Genomic DNA, 17,358 nt, shown 5'->3' with positions numbered 1-17,358 from the left:
GATGAATTCGCCGTCACCCGGCCCGGCTCACCCAGGCCACGATCTGCGCGCGGTTGGTGAAGCCGAGCTTGGTGAGAATGTGCTGCACATGGTTCTGCGCCGTGCGCTCGGACAGCACCAGTTCCGCGGCGATCTCCCGATTGCTCATCCCCTTGGCCACCAGTTCGGCGACCTCCCGTTCGCGCGGGGACAGCACCGCCCGCGCCGACGCCTCGGCGACCAGCCGCTCCAGGCGCGGGATCCACGGCCGCATGCGCAGCGAAACCGCCGCCGCGAGCGCGGTTTTCGCCAGCGGCAGCGCGTCTTCGGCGGCGCCCCGCCGCAGCAGCGCGGCGGCCAGCTCGAATTGGGCCTCGGCGACATAGCCGTGGGCTCCCGCGATCCGGGCGGCCTCCAGGGCCGCGCGGAAGTCGGCCTCGGCGGCCTCCGAATCCCCCAGGGCGGCAGCGAATTTCCCGAGCCACAGCCGGACCGGACCCAGATAGTGGCCGTTGCCCCCGAGTCCGACGACATGCATGTCCCGGTAGGGCTCGAGCTGCTCGGCGAACCAGGCGAGATCGTCGGACGCACCGAGCCCCATGGCGACCGCACCGCCTACCGTGAGGGCATTGAGCCGAAAGTACGGCGGGATGACCCAGGTCGGCGGTGGGCCCAGACCGCGATAGAGCGACTCCGCCTCGGCGCGCCGATCGGATTCGATCAGCGGGAAGGCGGTGCCCAGGGCCGCGAACAACAGATTGCGGACCTCACCACGCTGCTGCGCGGGCGGCAGTTCGAGGGTCTGCGGGGCGTGCCCGCGATGGTGACCGGCACTGGCCAGCTGGGCCCGGTAGGTGCCGAAACCGGCCGGGTGACCGAGGGATTCGGCGCGTTCGCGGGCCTGCTCGGCGATGCGCACCGCCTCGTCGCAGTCACCGCGGCCCATGGCCAGCGCCGCCTCGACAACGAGCAGGTGCCACTCCGCGATGGGTCCGCCGGTGTGCTCGACGCACCAGCGCAGCCGGGACAGCTCTGCGGCGATATCGGCGAGCCGGGCCTGCTCCCAGTAGCTGTCGATCGCCCACAACCGTCCCCACATCTCGGTGGACGGGCGGCGGGTCTCGACTCCCAGGGCGATCATCCGCTCCGCGAGCCGGGCGCGCTCCTGTCCCTGCTCCGGCGCGGTGGCCACCAGTTGCCGCGCCCGCAGTGCCGCCACCTGCGCCTCGGCGTCACCGCACGCGGCCGCCAGTGCCAGTGCGCGCGTACTGGTTTGCTCCACCTCGTCCCACTGGCCCAGATAGACGGCCGCCTCGGTCGAGCGCGCCAGCAGCCGAGCCCGCAGCGCCTCCGACAATCCGGCACCACCCGACGCCCGGCCGCCGGGATCTACCGCGCCGCTGAGGTCCGCGCCTCCCGTCTGGTTCATGTGGTCACCGACTTCAGCGCCTTCGCCCCCGCCGGCGAGACCCATGGCATCGACCGACGCATACTCGGCTTCGACCGCCAGCGCCTCGGTACACCACTCATGAATGTTCCTGTCCCACAGCCGATCTCCGACAGGCTCGAGAATCAGGGCGCATTCGGCGAGCAGGACCGCGTCCCGGGCCCGGCGGGCCAGCATGCCCGCGGCGGCACAGTCGGCACGAGCGGATTCGAGGGCTCCCGCGCGCAGTCGCGCGGTGGCCCGGGCCATCAGCAGTCCGGCGCGTTCGGGGGCCGCGAGACCCGCGGCGTGGTCGAGCGCCATGCCATAGAGCCGGGCGGCTTCCTCGAAGGCCAAGGCGCGCAGGGCATTGTCACCCGCGCGCCGAGCCCAGCGGACCGCGAGCGCGCGATCTCCGGCCAGCGCGGATTCCGAGTAGTGGCGTGCCAGGGCGGCGGCGTGCTCGTCGAGGGCCTCGGGGTAGAGGTCCTCGATGGCGTGTGCGGCCCGGGCGTGCAGCAGCACGCGCTGCTGTAGCGGTAAACCGTCCTGCAGCGCGGCACGGACCAGGGCGTGCGTGAATCGCACCATGCCGCCGGGTGATTCGATGACCAGCAGTCCGGATTCGACGGCGGCGTCCAGGGCGTGCAGGCAGTCCATGACGGGTCGGGAGATGAGGCGGGCCGCCACCGCGACGGAGAAGTCCTCGCCGAGAATGGCGGCGGCGCGCAACAGTTCCTGCGATCGCGCGGGCAGGGTCGCCAGGCGGCCGCGCACCACCTCGCGAACGGTGGCCGGAAGTCGCAGCTCACCGCCGACCGCCTCGCGCGGCCCCGCGCCGGTGCCAGGCGTCCGGCCATCGGCCGCGCTCCGCCACCCCCGCCCGAGTTCGCGCAGATAGAACGGGTTTCCGCCGCTCAGGGCGTAGGCCTCGGCGGCAATGTGGTCGGGCACGGGTTGTTCGGCGGCGGCGCTCAGGCAGGCGGCGGCACTCGTCGGCGACAGGCCGGTCAGCTCGAGGACGTGGGTCGCCGGTTCCCGCAACAGGGCCGCAGCGATGGCGCGCCAGCCGTCCGAGGCGTCGGCGGCGGTGTCGCGGGCGGTGGCGCACACCATGATGCGCCGGTCCCGCCAGCCGCGCGCGATGTGCCGCAGCGCCAGTAACGACGGCTCGTCGGCCCAGTGGATGTCGTCGATGACCAGCAGCACCGCCGTGCCGTCCCCGGTGAGCCGGGCGGCGAAGCCGTCGAAGAGCAGCGGCCGCGCGGCCTCGGGATCGGGGATCTCGGGGCCGGGCGAGCCGAAGGCCTGCCGCCACAGCCAGAACGGCGGCGTATCCCGGGCTTCCAGTGCCCGCGCGTGCAGTGTGCGGCCACCCCGCGTGCGGACCCATGCGGTGAATTCGTCGGCCAGGCGGGTCTTGCCGATGCCCGCCTCACCGGTGCAGACGACCAGGCACGGCGCTCCCCGTTCCGCCGCCTCCCAACGGCGTCGCAGTTCCGCGAGCTCACGGTCGCGCCCGACGAAATCCATCGACACGGATACCTCCGGACCGCACGCTACCCGCAGGCCGAGGCACCCGCCCGGGATATCCGGTCGGTCAGCCCCGGTTGGTGACCTCGCCCTCGAAGGCCTCGATGGTGGCATCGGGTCCGGGCTTGATGCCGAGGCGCTCGAAGACCGGGAAGAGGCGCTCGGCGGCGAACTTGTCGCCCACGGCGGCGGAATCCCAGACGTCGACGATGTGCAGCACACCGTCGAGCTCGCCGACGATGTGTAACCGGTTGCCCTCGATCGGCTCCGGCCCCAACTCCTCGCGGACCTTCCGGTATTCCTTCAGGCCCAGGCCGGGCGTGTGGGTGATGTGGATGTAGGACATGATTTGCCTCCTTCGAACCACCCGCGGCGGGGTGATGCCGGAAGCGTACGAAGGCTCCTGGGCTCCAGACGTCGGCCGAAATACTCATCGCCGATACTCAACCCACCGGACGGCGGCATGAACCCGAATACCCACGATTCCGCACCATTGCCGCCGCCCCCCGACCGGTGACGGTCTAGCTGCTGGAGGCGCTGGCGAAGGGTGTCACGAGCTGGCCGGCGGGACGGCGAATCGGGTGCTGCCACAGGCCCTTTCGTTCCAGGATCGGCAGCACGCCCTCGCCGAACCAGTACGCCTCCTCCAGATGCGGGTAGCCGGAGAGGACGAAGTGGGAGATGCCCGCCTTCGAGTATTCGATGAGTCGCTCGGCGACCTCCGCGTGCGAGCCGACCAGGGCGGTGCCCGCGCCGCCGCGCACCAGGCCGACACCCGCCCACAGGTTGGGCGCGATCTCGAGGCGGTCGGTGCTGCCGTTGTGCAGCTCCGACATGCGGCGCTGGCCCTCGGATTCGCTCTTGGCCAGGGCGGCCTGGACGCGCTCGATATCGGCGGGGTCGATGCCGGCGAGCAGCTTGTCGGCCACCGCCCACGCCTCCTCGGCGGTGTCGCGGGTGATGACGTGAATGCGCAGGCCGTAGTCGAGGCGGCGGCCGTGGTCCACGGCGAGCCCGCGAATCCAGTCCAGCTTGCGGCTCACGGCCAGCACCGGCTCACCCCAGGTGAGGTAGGTGTCGGCGTAGCGGGCCGCGACCGGTCCGGCCGGGGCCGAGGAGCCGCCGAAGAACACCGGCGGAATCGGGTCGGGCCGATTGTGCAGCAGCGCATTCTCGACGCGAATGTGCTCGCCGCGGAACGTGATCGGCTCGTGCGACTCCCACAGCGACCGCACCACGTGCAGGAACTCGCCGGTGCGGGTGTAGCGGGACTCCTTGTCGGCGAAGTCGCCGTAGGCCGCCTGCTCGAGCGGTTCGCCGCCGGTGACCACATTGATGAGCAGCCGTCCCCGGGAGTGCCGCTGGAAGGTGCCCGCCATCTGCGCGGCCAGCGTCGGGCTCATCAGCCCGGGCCGCAGGGCCACCAGGAATTTCAGCGTCTCGGTGGTCTCCACCAGCATGGCGGTGGTCAGCCAGGCGTCCTCGCACCAGGAACCGGTGGGGGTGAGCACGGCCTCGAAACCATTGCTCTCGGCGGCCGCCGAAATCTGGTTCAGATAGTGCAGCGAGGCCGGACGGTCACCGGACATCGGGGTGCCGTGGCCGCCGACCACCAGGCCGCGCGAGTCGCCGGAGGTGGGCAGGAACCAGTGGAACGACAGGCTCATTCGGGGACTCCTAGGAGGTGAAGCGGTCGTTGTAGCGGGTGTCGATGTAGTCGGTGATCTTCACCTTGCCGGGGATCAGCTTGGCGTCGGAGAAGGCGTCGGCCACCTGCTGTTCGGCGGTGATGGTGGCGTCGTCGAGCGGATGGTCCTGGAAATTGCCGCGATTCACCGCCAGCAGCGTGACGTCGTAGGGCACGCCGGTAATGGCCGAGGACTGCTTGGCCCAGTCCTCGCGGTGGCTGGTGATCCAGGTGTGCGCGCGCTGGATGCGGCCCAGCAGGTCGCGCACCGCGGCGGCATTCGCCTTGTTGCCCAAGGTCTTCGAGCCCACCACCCAGAAGCTGTCCGGCTTGATATAGCCGTTGCCGTCCACCAGGACCCGGTTGCCCGACAGTTCGGCCTGGGCCACATAGGGATCCCACACGGTCCAGGCGTCCACCCGGCCGGTGGACAGGGCCGCCAGCGCGTCGGCCGGCTGCAGGTACTGCGGCTCGATATCGGCGAAGGTGAGCCCGGCCTTGGTCAGCACCGACAGCAGGTGGTAGTGCGCCGAGCTGCCCTTGGTGACCGCGATCTTCTTGCCGCGCAGATCCTTCGGATCCTTGATGGCCGAATCCTTGGGCACCACCACCGCACTGCCAGCCGCGCCCGAGTCGTAGACACCGGCGATCTTGATCTGCGATTTGGCCGCCGCCGCGAAGACCGGCGGGGCGTCACCCACGCCGCCGAAGTCGATGGACCCGGCGTTGATGGCCTCGAGCATCGGCGGGCCCGCGGTGAAGCTGGACCATTCCACCTTGTAGGGCAGGTCTTTCGCCTGGCCGGAGACCTCGAGCAGGGCCTGCAGCGCCTGCCCCTTCTGATCGCCCAGGTGCAGGGTCACCTGCGACAGGTCCACCGAACCGTCCGCGTTCACGCCCTTGGTATCGTCGCCGCCGGACGAGCACGCCGCCGCGACCAGGGCCGTGGCGACCGCCAGGGCGGCGAACAGGCGTTTGGATCTCATTCGTGGGTTCCTTCCGGGGAGACGCCGAGCTCGGCGAGCAAAGCCGTACGCAGGGCCAGGAATTCGGGATGGTCGCGGCGACGTGGACGCGGCAGGTCGATGGCGATCTCGCGGCCGATGCGGCCGTCCACCAGCACCAGCGCGCGATCGGCGAGCAGCAGCGCCTCGTCCACATCGTGGGTGACCAGCAGCACGCCGGGTCGGTGCTTGGCCCACAGGTCCAGCACCAGGTTGTGAATCGTGATGCGGGTCAGGGCATCCAGCGCGCTGAAGGGCTCGTCGAGCAGCAGCAGATCCGGCTCGCGGACCAGGGCGCGGGCCAGCGAGGCACGCTGGGCCTCGCCGCCGGAGAGGGTGAGCGGCCACGCCCCGCCGCGCTCGGCCAGGCCCACCTCGGCCAGTGCGGCTTCCGCTGCGGCCTTGGGGTTTTCGTGGCGCAGGCCCAGGGTGACGTTGTCGCGCACGCGCTTCCACGGGACCAGGCGCGGCTCTTGGAAGGCGACGGCCACCTCGCCGGTGCGAGTCAGCTCGCCCTCGGTGTGATCGTCCAGGCCCGAGAGGGCGCGCAGCAGGGTCGATTTGCCGGAGCCGCTGCGGCCGAGCAGGGCCACGAACTCGCCGGGTCGGATGTCGAGATCCAGTCCGTGCAGCACCCGGCGTTCGCCGAAGTCCTTGACCAGACCACGGATTCGCACCACCGGCGGCTCGGCGGCGGCCGTGTCCTCAGTGTCGATGGTGGCCGAGGTGTCGGCGGGAGGCACGGTGTCGGTAGGAACCGCCGCATCGGCAGCGGTCTCCGTCAGCTCGGCCAGCGTCGCCGCGATCACCGAATCGGTCAGTGTGCCAGGAAGTCGCGTCGCCATGTCAGCGCTCTCCTCTCGATGGAACGGACCAGTGCGTCGGTGAGCAGACCGAGCGCGCTGTAGACGAGCAGGCCGACCACGACCACATCGGTGCGCAGGAACTCGCGGGCGTCGTTGATCATGAAGCCCAGGCCCGCATCGGCATTCACCTGTTCGGCCACGATCAGCGCCAGCCACGCCACACCGAGGGATTGCCGCAGCCCGACCAGCGTCTGCGGCAGCGCGCCCGGCAGCACGATGTGGCGGATCAGCTGGAAGCGGCTCAACCGCTGCACCTGCGCCAGTTCGGCCAGCTTGGCGTCCACGCTGCGGATGCCCGCGAAGGTATTGAGGTACAGGGGAACCGCGACGCCGAAGGCGACCAGCACGATCTTGGGCAGCTCACCGATGCCGAACCACAGGATGAACAGCGGGATCAGGCCGTAGAACGGCAGCGTCCGCAGCATCTGCAGAATCGGGTCGACCAGGTACTCCCCCACCCGGCTCAATCCGGCCACCAGCGCCAGCCCGATGCCGAACGCCGCGCCGATGACGAAGCCCAGGGCCGCGCGCTGCAGCGACACCGACAGCGCCTTGCCGAGGGTGCCGTCCTTGATCAGATCGATGGCCGTCTGTACCACGGTCACCGGCGAGGCCAGCAGCCGCTCGGGCAACACCCCGGTGGCACTGGCCACCTGCCAGATCACCACCAGCAGCACCGGCGCGACGAACCGCGCCAGGACGGACACGCGCGGCAGACGCACACGGGCCGCAAGCGGCCTGGCCTGCACGGCAATTGAGGACACGACAGCACCTCGGGCGAACGGGGACGGGGACGGTCATTGCCCGGAGGCAATGCGCATTACCCGCAGGCAATGCGGCGGCGGTCGAGGGCCTGCGCTCGTGGTAGCGCAAACACAGCCCGCCGTCCATCGACCTTGCCGGTCGCGTCCCGCCCGGTCACCGGTTGTAATCCGCGTGATTCTGGGCTTGCCCGAGAGCTCGGCTGCCACAATGAATCCGCAGCGAGGAGCCGAGGACACGCATGAACGGTCCGAATCACCCGCTCACCGTCGGATCCCGATTCGGGCCCTACCGGCTCGAGAAATTGATCGGACGCGGGGGCATGGGGGAGGTCTATCAGGCCTACGACACGGTCAAGGACCGCACGGTGGCCATCAAGGTGCTGCCCGAGCGGCTCGCCGAGGACACCGTGTACCGGCAGCGCTTCCAGCGCGAATCCCATGCGGCGGCGCGGCTTCGGGAGGCGCACGTCATCCCGATCCACGACTACGGCGAGATCGACGGCCGCCTGTTCATCGATATGCGCCTGGTCGACGGCGACAGCCTGCGCTCGCTGCTGCACCGGCACGGTCCCGGCTCACCCGAGGACGCGGTCTCGGTCGTCGAACAGGTGGCCGCGGCCCTGGATGCCGCCCACCGTGACGGTCTGCTGCATCGAGATGTGAAGCCGGACAATATCCTCGTCACCCACGGCGGCTTCGTGTACCTGGTGGATTTCGGCATCGCCCAGTCCGCCACCGACGAATCCCTCACCCGCGACGGCCAGGCCGTCGGCTCCTACCGCTACATGTCCCCCGAACGCTTCTCCAGCGTCGAGCTCGGCCCGCCCGCCGACGTCTACGCCCTGACCTGTGTGCTGTTCGAATGCCTCACCGGCACACGCCCGTTCTCCGCGAGCAATGAGGCGCAGTTGATGCGCGCGCACCTCTTCGATCCGATTCCCCGGCCGAGTCTGGTCCGTCCCACGGTGCCGGCCGCCTTCGACGCGGTCGTGGCCCGCGGGATGGCCAAGGAACCCGGCGAACGCTATGGCACGGCAGGCGAACTCGCCGCTGCGGCGCGCGCGGCCCTCGGTGACCGTGCGAGCGGGCGGCATGCGGATCCGAGCGCGCCGACGGCCACCGGGTCCGGCCCGCGTACCGCCGCGAATCCGGCACGCGGGCACACGGATACGACTGAGACCATCACGAGCGGCGTCACAACAGGCACCGGTTCCGGCGAGGCACAGACACCCGCACCGACGGCATCGGATCCGACAGGGGAGAAATCGGGCCCGAATTCCCGTGCGCGTTCCCGCGGTCGGCTACGCCAGGCAGCAGCCCTGCTGGGTGTCCTCATCGCGGTCGCCGCGTCGCTGGGCTTCGCGGGCTGGGCCTATTGGCGGCACACGACACCCGGGACACCGGTCGGGGACGCGTCGACCCTGCGCGGACCCGATGTCGACCTGCTCTCGCTGTCCAGTTCGGCCGGATACCACCGGGCCAATTGCGTGCACGGGAATCCCGACGCCGCCACCGTGGCCTTCGTGCTGTGCGATCCCAATCCGGACGCCTCGGCACCGGCCGCCCGGTTCTTCCGCTTCAAGACCGCGAGCGGGATGCACGACTTCTACACCGATAACTTCATGGGAATCTTCGGCGCCACCGCCTGCTCCTCGGATCCGGCGGGCAAGGACGGACCATCGCTGAAGGACGGCAAGGAGATCGGCCGCAAGGCGTGCTACGTCGACCGCAGCAACGGTGACGCCAATCCCGGCCTGGTGATGACCGATGAGACCGAACTGGCGCTGGTCTCCTACATCTGGTCCGGTGCGAACAGCACCGCGCTACGCGACTACTACGCGAAATGGTCCATCGGGCAACTGCTCACGAAGGACCGGGCACGTGATCCCGACGATTTCACCAGCGCCGACCAAAGCCTGCTCGGCCGTCTCAACGATCCCTATGTCCGCCGCAACTGCCGCCACACCAATCCACCCGTCGGTCCGGCGACCGCGATCGTCGACTGCGACACCAAGGTCGACGATCCGGGCGTCTCGTTCGTCGCCCTCCCCAACACAGACTCGGCCAAGGCGCTCTACCAGGCCGACCTCAGCCAGTTCGGCGGGCACGCGTGCGGCGGCTCCGGCTCGGACGAGGTATGGCGCAAGCAGAACACGCCCATCGGGCGGTATTTCTGCTTCGTGTCCAAGGTCGCCGATCCGGCCCGGCCCGCACTGGTCGCCATCTACGAGGACCTGCACCTGTTCGTCATTGTCAACGGATCGCCCGCCGATTACCCGGGCAACTCGCCCAAAGACGATGCGGCGCTGCGCGCCTGGTTCGAGAAGTACTTCACCGTGTAGGTGGTGCCGGGTTCCCTCCGCAGCTGGGAACCCGGCACCGGGTCGGCACCGGTGTGGGCGGTGACCGACGTCTAGTGACCGTCGCGGACGATATCCACGGCTCGGCTGAGAATGCCCAGGCCGTGGGTGATTTCGTCCTCGGTGACGGTGAGTGGGGGAAGCAGTTTCACGACTTCGTCGCAGGAGCCGGAGGTCTCGACGAGCAGGCCGTGCTCGAAGGCGACGCGGCAGACCTTGGTCGCCTGCGAGGCGTCGGCGAAGACCAGGCCCTGCACCAGACCGCGTCCGCGCGTGATGATTCCGTCGAACGAGTCGGCCAGCGTGGCCAGGTGCCGGTGGATGCGCTCGCCCTTGGCCAGCGTCGAGTGCTCCAGACGATCGTCGGACCAGTAGTGGCGCAGCGCCACCTCGGCGGTGACGAAGGCCGCATTGTTGCCGCGGAAGGTGCCATTGTGCTCACCGGGAGCCCACTGGTCGAGCTCGCGGCGCATGAGCACCAGCGCCATCGGGAGGCCGTAGCCGCCAATGGATTTCGACAGCGTGACGATATCGGGTGTGATGCCCGCGATCTCGAAGGAGAAGAACGGGCCGGTGCGGCCGCAGCCCATCTGCACGTCGTCGACGATGAGCAGAATCCCGCGGGCGGCGCACAGTTCGGCGAGGTGGCGCAGCCAGTCGGCGCGGGCCACATTGACCCCGCCCTCGCCCTGCACGGTCTCCACGATCACCGCGGCGGGCTTGTCCAGGCCCGAGGAGCTGTCGTCGAGGGCACGGCGCATCCACGAAAGGTCCTCGGGCTCATCCAGAAAGCCGTCGTAGGGCATCGGGGTGGCGTGCACCAGCGGCACGCCCGCGCCCGCGCGCTTGGCGGCATTGCCGGTGACCGACAGCGCGCCCAGGGTCATGCCGTGGAAGGCATTGGTGAAGTTCAGGACCGTGGTGCGGCCGGTGACCTTGCGCGCCAGCTTGAGCGCGGCCTCCACGGCATTGGCTCCGGTCGGGCCGGGGAACTGCACCTTGTAGTCCAGGCCGCGCGGTACCAGCAGCAGATCGCGCATGGTCTCGAGCAGCCGCTGCTTGGCGACGGTGGACATGTCCAGCCCGTGGGTGATGCCGTCGCCGACCAGATAGTCGATGAGGGCCTGCTTGAGCAGCGGATTGTTGTGCCCGTAGTTCAGGGCGCCGGCTCCGGCGAAGAAGTCCAGGTATTCCTTGCCGTTGACGTCGGTGAGCCAGGCGCCGCGCGCGGTGTCGAACACGGCGGGCCAGGAACGGCAGTAACCACGCACATTGGATTCGAGCGCCTCGAAAACGGTCGTCTCGGCAATGGTCATCGGCGGTCCTAGCGTTCGCAACAGAGTGAAACGTTGATGTTTCTACCATCGCCAACTCTGAAACATGACCATTTTCGACAAATTCGGTCGTCCCCACCATCGTTTCACCCAAACCTGGACTCGGACATGACAGTTCCCGTAAGGTGAACCTCTTGTGCGCAGTGACGTGGGGGTGTACTGGCAGCTCGTCCGGGCAGGGTTTCGCAGGCAATCGCACTACCGCCTCGCCATGCTGGCGGGGCTCATCACCAATCTGGTGTTCGGATTCGTCCGGGCCGCGGTGCTCATGACCGCGGTCCGGGTGAACAGCGGCTTCGGCGGTTACGACCGCGGCACCATCGGCGCGTACATCTGGCTCTCGCAGGGACTGCTCGGGGCCATCGCCTTCTGGACCCTGCCCGACATCGTGGAGCGCATCCGCACCGGCGACGTGGTCATCGACTTCCTGCGGCCCATCGACATCCAATTCGCGCACCTGGCCGAGTATCTGGGGCGCGCGGTGTGCACGCTGGTGCCACGCGGGCTGCCGAGCGTCGCCGTCGGGGTCATCACCTTCGGGCTGGCCTTCCCGACCACACCCGGCCCCTACGTGCTCGGGGCGATCAGCCTGCTGCTGGCCATGGTGCTGTCGTTCCTGTCCATGTTCGCGGTGTGCCTGGCCGGATTCTGGCTCATCGAGACGCGCGGCCTGCGCGCGCTGCACATGATCCTGGGCACCTTCCTGGCCGGGCTGTTCGCGCCCCTGCACCTGTTCCCGGGGTGGTTGCGCGCCATTGCCTACGCCACGCCGTTCCCGTCCATGCTGCAGTGGCCGATCGATGTTCTCTCCGGCCGAACCACCGGGATGGATGCGGTGGAAATCCTTGTCGTGCAATGCTTCTGGTTACTGGTATTGGTGAGCGTCGGCCAACTGCTGCTGCGGGCCGGACGCCGCAAGCTGGAGGTGCAGGGTGGGTGAGGCACGCCCCTCACGTCTCACGCCCTACCGCGCCGTGCTCGGGTCGCGGCTGCGCGCGCAACGGGCCTATCCGCTGTCCTTCGCCACGGATCTGCTGAGCGCCTTCCTGATCGGGCTGGTGGAATTCGCCGAAATGTGGGTGATCTTCCACAATGTGTCGCGATTGGGCGGACTCGACCTGAACGGCATGCTGCTGTTGTTCGGGCTCAGCAATACCTGTTTCGCCATCGCGGACATGGTGGTGGGGCACGCCGACACGCTGCCCAACTACATTCGAATGGGCCAGCTCGACGCGTTCTATCTGCGGCCGCAGCCGTTGCTGATGCAGCTCATGACCAGCGATATCCAGTTGCGGCGGGTCGCGCGGATCGGGGTCGCCGCCACCGTGCTGGCATTCGGACTGGTGCGCAACGATATTCAATGGACGCCCGCGCACGCGGTGCTGTTCGTCATCACCCTGCTTTCCGGAATCGCCATCTTCGCCGGGCTTTTCGTGTGCGCGGCCGGGGTGCAGTTCTTCCTCATCGACGGCGCGGAACTGACCAATTCCTTCACCTACGGCGGGTCGTACGCGTCCATGCAGCCGACATCGGTGTTCCCCGCCCCGATGAAACTTGTTTTCGGATTTCTCATCCCGGTCGCCTTCACCTCGTACCTGCCCGCCATCGCGCTGTTGGGACAGCCCGGACCGGCACTGCTGCCGAGTTGGCTGGCGTGGGCCGCGCCGTTCGCGGCGCTGTGGGTGTGGGCCGCGGCGCTGTTCCTGTGGCGACTGGGTACCAGGCACTATCAAGGAGGCGGCGGGTGAGCGACGCGATCATCGATATCGAGGGACTGACAAGAACATTCGTGCTCAGCCGCAAGGAGGGCCGCTGGCGACGGCGGCGCGAACTGCTCACCGCGGTGGACGACATGAGCTTTCGAGTGGAACCCGGCGCGGCGGTCGGGTACATCGGCGCGAACGGGGCGGGCAAGTCCACCACCATCAAGATGATCACCGGCATCCTGGTGCCCACCGCCGGGCGATTGCGCACCTGCGGACTGGACCCGGTGCGGCAGCGGCGCGAGCTGGCCGGGCGCATCGGGGTGGTGTTCGGGCAGCGCTCGCAGCTGTGGTGGGATCTGCCGCTGCGCGAATCGTTTTCGATCCTGGCCGCCATTCACCGGCTGACCCCGTCGGCGGCGCGCACCCGCACCGCGGAGCTCGTCGCCCAGCTGGAGATGGAGGGCACCCTCGACACCCCGGTGCGCCAGCTCTCGCTGGGTCAGCGCATGCGCGCGGAAGTCGCGGCGGCCCTGTTGCATTCGCCGGAGCTGGTCATCCTCGACGAGCCGACGATTGGCCTGGATGTGTTGTCCAAGCAGCGATTACGCGAATTCCTGCGCTACGAGCGCACCCAGCGCGGCACCACCCTGCTGCTCACCACCCACGATATGGGCGATATCGAGCGGCTGTGCGAGCGGGTGCTGGTGGTCGACCACGGTCGACTGGTCTACGACGGCTCGCTGACCGGGCTCGGCGCGATGGTCGGCGCACAGCGGGTGCTGACCGTCGACCTCGCCGAGCCCACCCCGGACCTGGCCGATCTGCCCGGGGCCAAGCTTCTCGACAGCGCGGGCGCGGGCATGCGGCAGCGGTTGGCCTTCGACACCGAAATAACCACTGCCGCACAGTTGCTCACGGCGGTGTCCGCGCGCGCGGAGGTCCGCGACCTGTCCATCGAGGAACCCGATATCGAGGACGTGGTGCGGCGGCTCTACGAGGCCGCGGCGTCGGGTTCCCTCGCGCCCTGATCGAGCCGGAACGGCGGATAGGCGTCGGTCATGAGCGAGGCGTAGGCGCGCACCCGCAGCGTCCAGCGGTTGATTCCCATCGCGAAGTCGTACAGGCCCGCCGGATACGCGCCCGTTAACAGCAGACCGATGGCGGCGATGAGCAAGAGAATCAGCAAGAGCGACATCGTATTCCGGCCACCGCCCATGAACGCGGCGACAATCAGATACTGCGGAATCGCCAGCAGCCACCATTTGATCAAGACCATCCAGCGATTGAGCGTTTCGGGATAGTCGACTTCCAGATCGGCGGGATAACTCGGGTCCGACGCGAGGGTGAACGGCGGGTAACGGTCGGTGCCCAGTTGCGACAACGCGTAGAAACGCACACGCCAACTCCAGCGCAGCACACCGACATTGAAGTCGAAGAGCGCACGCGGATACGACCGGGTGAACAGGATGGCGAAGAAGGCGATGATCGAGACGACGAGATAGGCGATGCTCAGAAAGATCAGGACAATATAGTGTGGAATGGCAAGGATCCACTTGACGATCCACATCCAGCGGGACAGCCCCGGGTCGAGATCGCCGCGTACGCGCACCGGATAAACGGGATTTGGCTGCATGGCCGTCACTCCTCTCGAGTGCGGGCGGCCACGCCCTCGCGACCGCCACCCGAACAGCGGTGAGCCGTTGTTCACCCCATTGTTTCCCCGGCGACGCGGAGATCACATCTGCTTCTCACACATTGTGACCAGATTCGTAATAGCGCGCACGACAGCGAGTTCCGCACACCACATCGACCCGTTTCGAATTGCGGCCACCGGGCTCATGTGCGACGTTGCTGACAATTCTCCATGTGTTCGACCCGGGTCGACGCTGGAGCGGATTCTGGGGAGACGGAGTGCAGGTGCGGCAGCCGAAATTGTTGCCTTCGGGTAACACGAAGCTCACGCCAGCGGTGGAATTGCTTCGGCCACGCACCATTCGGGCTCGACTACGCCGCATTCTCATTGTGTCGGTGGCGCTGGTGCTGGCCCTGCTGACCATCATCGTCACCCGCGAGGTCCAGAACTATCGCGATACCGGCGATACCGCCCGGGCCGTCCAGCTGGCGCTGGCCGTTCAGGACCTGGTGCACGAGATCCAGCGCGAGCGCGGGCTCACCAACGGTCTGCTCGGCGGGGACACGGCCTCGCGGCCCGCGGTGGGCAATCAGCGGTTGGCCACCGACGGTGCGCTGTCGGCACTGAATTCGACCCTGGCGGGACAGCCCCCCGGGGCCGATCTGGTGCGCACGGCGCTCAATCAGTTCTCCGGCGTGACGGCCAATCGCGCGGATGTGGACGGCGGACGGGCCGACCGGTCGGCCTCGTTCACCTTCTACACCAATGCCATCGGCGCGCTGAACCAGGCGCGGCCCGGGCTGGATCACGCGCAGGACGAACAGCTGTGGCGGGGATTGCAGACTCTCTACGCGCTCGGTGACGTCAAGGAGTTCACCGGCCAGGAACGCGGCTTCCTCAACGGCGTGTTCGCCGCGGGGGCCTTCGCACCCGGCGAGTACGTGAAGTTCCTCGATATCCGGGCCGCCAAGCAGGCCGCCGTCACCGCCTTCGAACGCGACGCCACCCCCGCGCAGCGGTCACTGCTCTACACCGCCATGCGGACCGATGAGTCGGTGCGGGCCGGGGAGGCGGAGGCCATCGCCATCGCCTCCGACCACGGAACGCTCACCGAGCCGGTCAATGCCGCCGACTGGTGGCGGCAGATGACCTCCATCATCGACGGCGAGCGGCAGGTGCAGCGCAGCGTGGGAGACGAGATCACCTCGCGCGCAAACGAACTGCGCCGCCACGCCGCCCTACGGCTGAGCCTGTACGCGCTGGCCGCGCTGCTGGCCATCGCCGCCGAGGTGGCGCTGGTGGTGGCCAGCGTGCGGGCCATCGTGCGTCCGCTGGCGAAGCTGGCCGAGCAGGCCGACGAGGTGGCCGACGAGCGGCTGCCGCGGCTCATCGCCGGCTGGCAGAGCTCCGAGGGCGCGGACCCGGATCCGCCGGAACCGGTGCGCGCCGACCACCGCGCCGGAACCGAGATCGTCTCGGTGGCCACCGCGCTGGACCGGGTGCAGACCACCGCCTACGAACTGGCCTCGGCCCAGGCGCGCCTGCGCCGCAACACCACCGAGTCCATGGCCAACCTGGCCCGCCGCAATCAGAATCTGGTGCGCCGCCAGCTCGGGCTGATCAGCGACTTTGAACGCGAGGAACTCGACCCGAGCGCGCTGTCGAACCTCTTCGAGCTCGACCACCTGGCCACTCGCATGCGCCGCAATGCCGAGAGCCTGCTGGTGCTGGTCGGCGAGTCCAGCCCGCGTCGCTGGTCGCGACCGATTCCGCTGACCGACGTCATTCGCGCCGGACTGTCCGAGGTCGACGACTACCGGCGCGTGGTGTTGCGGCGCGTCGACGAGGTGGCCATCGCGGGCGCGCATGTCAGCGAGGTCGCGCACATGCTGGCCGAGCTCATCGAGAATGGGCTGTCCTTCTCACCGCCCGACCTCGAGGTGGAGATCTACGGCCGCCGCCTCGGCTCCCGGTACATGATCGCGGTGGTCGACCACGGCGTGGGAATGCCGCCCGACCAGCTCGCCACCGCCAACGCACGACTGCGCGGGGAGGCCGACTTCCTGGTCGCGCCGACCCGCTTCCTGGGGCACTACGTGGTCGGCCGCCTGGCCCGGCGGCTGGGTGTCGAGGTCGAGCTGACGGTCTCGCCCACCAGCGGTGTGGTGGCGCGCATGCAGCTGCCCGCCGAGCTGCTGGGTGATCCGGCCAGTGAGCGGCCCGCACCGCCCGAGGACGCGAAACACGCTGCGGCAGCGCAGCTTCCCACGGCGCTCGAGACCATGCCGGAACCGCGGGCGGGTCGGCACAGCTCACCACCGGCGCCCGCGCCCGGTGGCGGCGAGCGGCCCCAGCATGCCGCGGTCTCGGCCACCGATCCCGTATTCGACACCGGGACGGCCGCTTTCGTCGCGCTCACCGAGGCGTTCGACGCGTCCGCCGCACCGGAACCACGGCCGGGCACCGGGCCCTCGGGGACCTTGCCCCGGATCAACGGCACGTCCCGGCCGAACGGCGGCGTCGACGCGGGATCCGCCCACGCCAATCCGCTCGAGCTCGTGCCCCTGCCCGACCCGACCGGTACCGCGTCGCCGGGCCCCGTGGACACCGCACTCCACTCGGCCACCGCTCCGCACGCCACGGCCGCCGAGCGCCTCTTCGGCGGACCGACCACCGGATCCTTTGCGATCCAATCGATTCCGGGGCAGTCGCCCGTATCGGGGCAACGGCCCGCCAGCGCACCGTCGGGCACCGGTGTCGCGCCGTCGGGCACCGGTGTCGCGCCATCGGTTTCAGTGGGCTCACCGGTCGGCGGGACCGGCGTTTCGGGAGGCGTCCCGGAGGTGCAACGTACGCGAAACGGTCTCGTCAAGCGCAACCGGAAGACTCGCGAGCATTCGGGCGCCGCACCGGGTGGCGCCCAGCCGAGCACGGGGGGACCCGCCGCGTCGGCCGCGGACCGCTCGCCCGACGAAATACGCAGCATGCTGGCCGGATTCCGCTCCGGCCACCAGCGCGGGCAGAGCGGGGAACCGCCTCGACCCGGACCGAGAGCATAGGAGGAAC

General features: G+C 69.1%; 13 protein-coding genes. 5 read left to right on the top strand and 8 right to left on the bottom strand.

Annotated features, from left to right (window positions below):
• Positions 1 to 13: 13 nt before the first annotated feature.
• The 6 genes from VMT65_RS28945 to VMT65_RS28920 form a co-directional block, all read right to left on the bottom strand.
• Positions 14 to 2,938 (bottom strand): helix-turn-helix transcriptional regulator, encoded by a 2,925-nt coding sequence (locus tag VMT65_RS28945; protein WP_326311650.1) that lies wholly within the window; start codon positions 2,936 to 2,938, stop codon positions 14 to 16.
• A 67-nt stretch (positions 2,939 to 3,005) separates the two neighbouring features.
• Entirely contained in the window at positions 3,006 to 3,284 is a 279-nt protein-coding gene (locus VMT65_RS28940; protein WP_326311649.1) for a hypothetical protein, read from the bottom strand.
• A gap of 175 nt (positions 3,285 to 3,459) precedes the next feature.
• Positions 3,460 to 4,605 carry an LLM class flavin-dependent oxidoreductase gene (locus tag VMT65_RS28935; protein ID WP_326311648.1) on the bottom strand — a complete coding sequence of 382 codons (1,146 nt, stop codon included), beginning with the start codon at positions 4,603 to 4,605 and terminating at the stop codon, positions 3,460 to 3,462.
• Between the two features lie 10 nt (positions 4,606 to 4,615).
• Entirely contained in the window at positions 4,616 to 5,611 is a 996-nt protein-coding gene (locus VMT65_RS28930) for an ABC transporter substrate-binding protein (protein ID WP_326311647.1), read from the bottom strand.
• Positions 5,608 to 6,474 (bottom strand): ABC transporter ATP-binding protein, encoded by an 867-nt coding sequence (locus tag VMT65_RS28925; protein ID WP_326311646.1) that lies wholly within the window; start codon positions 6,472 to 6,474, stop codon positions 5,608 to 5,610. Before VMT65_RS28925 ends, VMT65_RS28930 begins: the two co-directional genes overlap by 4 nt.
• Positions 6,447 to 7,259 (bottom strand): ABC transporter permease, encoded by an 813-nt coding sequence (locus VMT65_RS28920; RefSeq protein WP_326311645.1) that lies wholly within the window; start codon positions 7,257 to 7,259, stop codon positions 6,447 to 6,449. Before VMT65_RS28920 ends, VMT65_RS28925 begins: the two co-directional genes overlap by 28 nt.
• A 239-nt stretch (positions 7,260 to 7,498) precedes the next feature.
• Between VMT65_RS28920 and VMT65_RS28915 the strand changes: the two genes are divergently transcribed.
• Positions 7,499 to 9,601 (top strand): serine/threonine-protein kinase, encoded by a 2,103-nt coding sequence (locus tag VMT65_RS28915; RefSeq protein WP_326311644.1) that lies wholly within the window; start codon positions 7,499 to 7,501, stop codon positions 9,599 to 9,601.
• A 71-nt stretch (positions 9,602 to 9,672) separates the two neighbouring features.
• On the opposite strand, the gene ectB is transcribed toward VMT65_RS28915, so the two are convergent.
• Positions 9,673 to 10,935, bottom strand: coding sequence for a diaminobutyrate--2-oxoglutarate transaminase (gene ectB, locus VMT65_RS28910; RefSeq protein WP_326311643.1), 1,263 nt, complete (start codon positions 10,933 to 10,935; stop codon positions 9,673 to 9,675).
• 154 nt (positions 10,936 to 11,089) lie between these two features.
• Here ectB and VMT65_RS28905 point away from each other — a divergent pair, with 154 nt between their 5' ends.
• The 3 genes from VMT65_RS28905 to VMT65_RS28895 all read left to right on the top strand — a co-directional run bounded on the left by VMT65_RS28905 (position 11,090) and on the right by VMT65_RS28895 (position 13,687).
• On the top strand, positions 11,090 to 11,893 hold the full coding sequence (locus VMT65_RS28905; protein ID WP_326311642.1) for an ABC transporter permease: 804 nt from the start codon (positions 11,090 to 11,092) through the stop codon (positions 11,891 to 11,893).
• On the top strand, positions 11,886 to 12,701 hold the full coding sequence (locus VMT65_RS28900; protein ID WP_326311641.1) for an ABC transporter permease: 816 nt from the start codon (positions 11,886 to 11,888) through the stop codon (positions 12,699 to 12,701). The genes VMT65_RS28905 and VMT65_RS28900 overlap by 8 nt, the downstream gene beginning before the upstream one ends.
• A 104-nt stretch (positions 12,702 to 12,805) precedes the next feature.
• The gene (locus tag VMT65_RS28895) at positions 12,806 to 13,687 is read left to right on the top strand and encodes an ABC transporter ATP-binding protein (RefSeq protein WP_442790335.1); all 882 of its coding nucleotides are present in this window, start codon (positions 12,806 to 12,808) and stop codon (positions 13,685 to 13,687) included.
• Here the strand turns inward: VMT65_RS28895 and VMT65_RS28890 are convergent.
• The gene (locus VMT65_RS28890; protein ID WP_326311912.1) at positions 13,651 to 14,292 is read right to left on the bottom strand and encodes a DUF4389 domain-containing protein; all 642 of its coding nucleotides are present in this window, start codon (positions 14,290 to 14,292) and stop codon (positions 13,651 to 13,653) included. The two genes, VMT65_RS28895 and VMT65_RS28890, sit on opposite strands and share 37 nt — an antisense overlap.
• A 335-nt stretch (positions 14,293 to 14,627) precedes the next feature.
• Here VMT65_RS28890 and VMT65_RS28885 point away from each other — a divergent pair, with 335 nt between their 5' ends.
• Entirely contained in the window at positions 14,628 to 17,351 is a 2,724-nt protein-coding gene (locus VMT65_RS28885; protein WP_326311639.1) for a sensor histidine kinase, read from the top strand.
• Positions 17,352 to 17,358 lie beyond the last annotated feature (7 nt).

Origin of the sequence: Nocardia sp. CDC153 (assembly GCF_035818515.1) — a bacterium.
Lineage (GTDB): Bacteria > Actinomycetota > Actinomycetes > Mycobacteriales > Mycobacteriaceae > Nocardia.
This window is presented reverse-complemented; position numbering and strand designations above follow the sequence as displayed.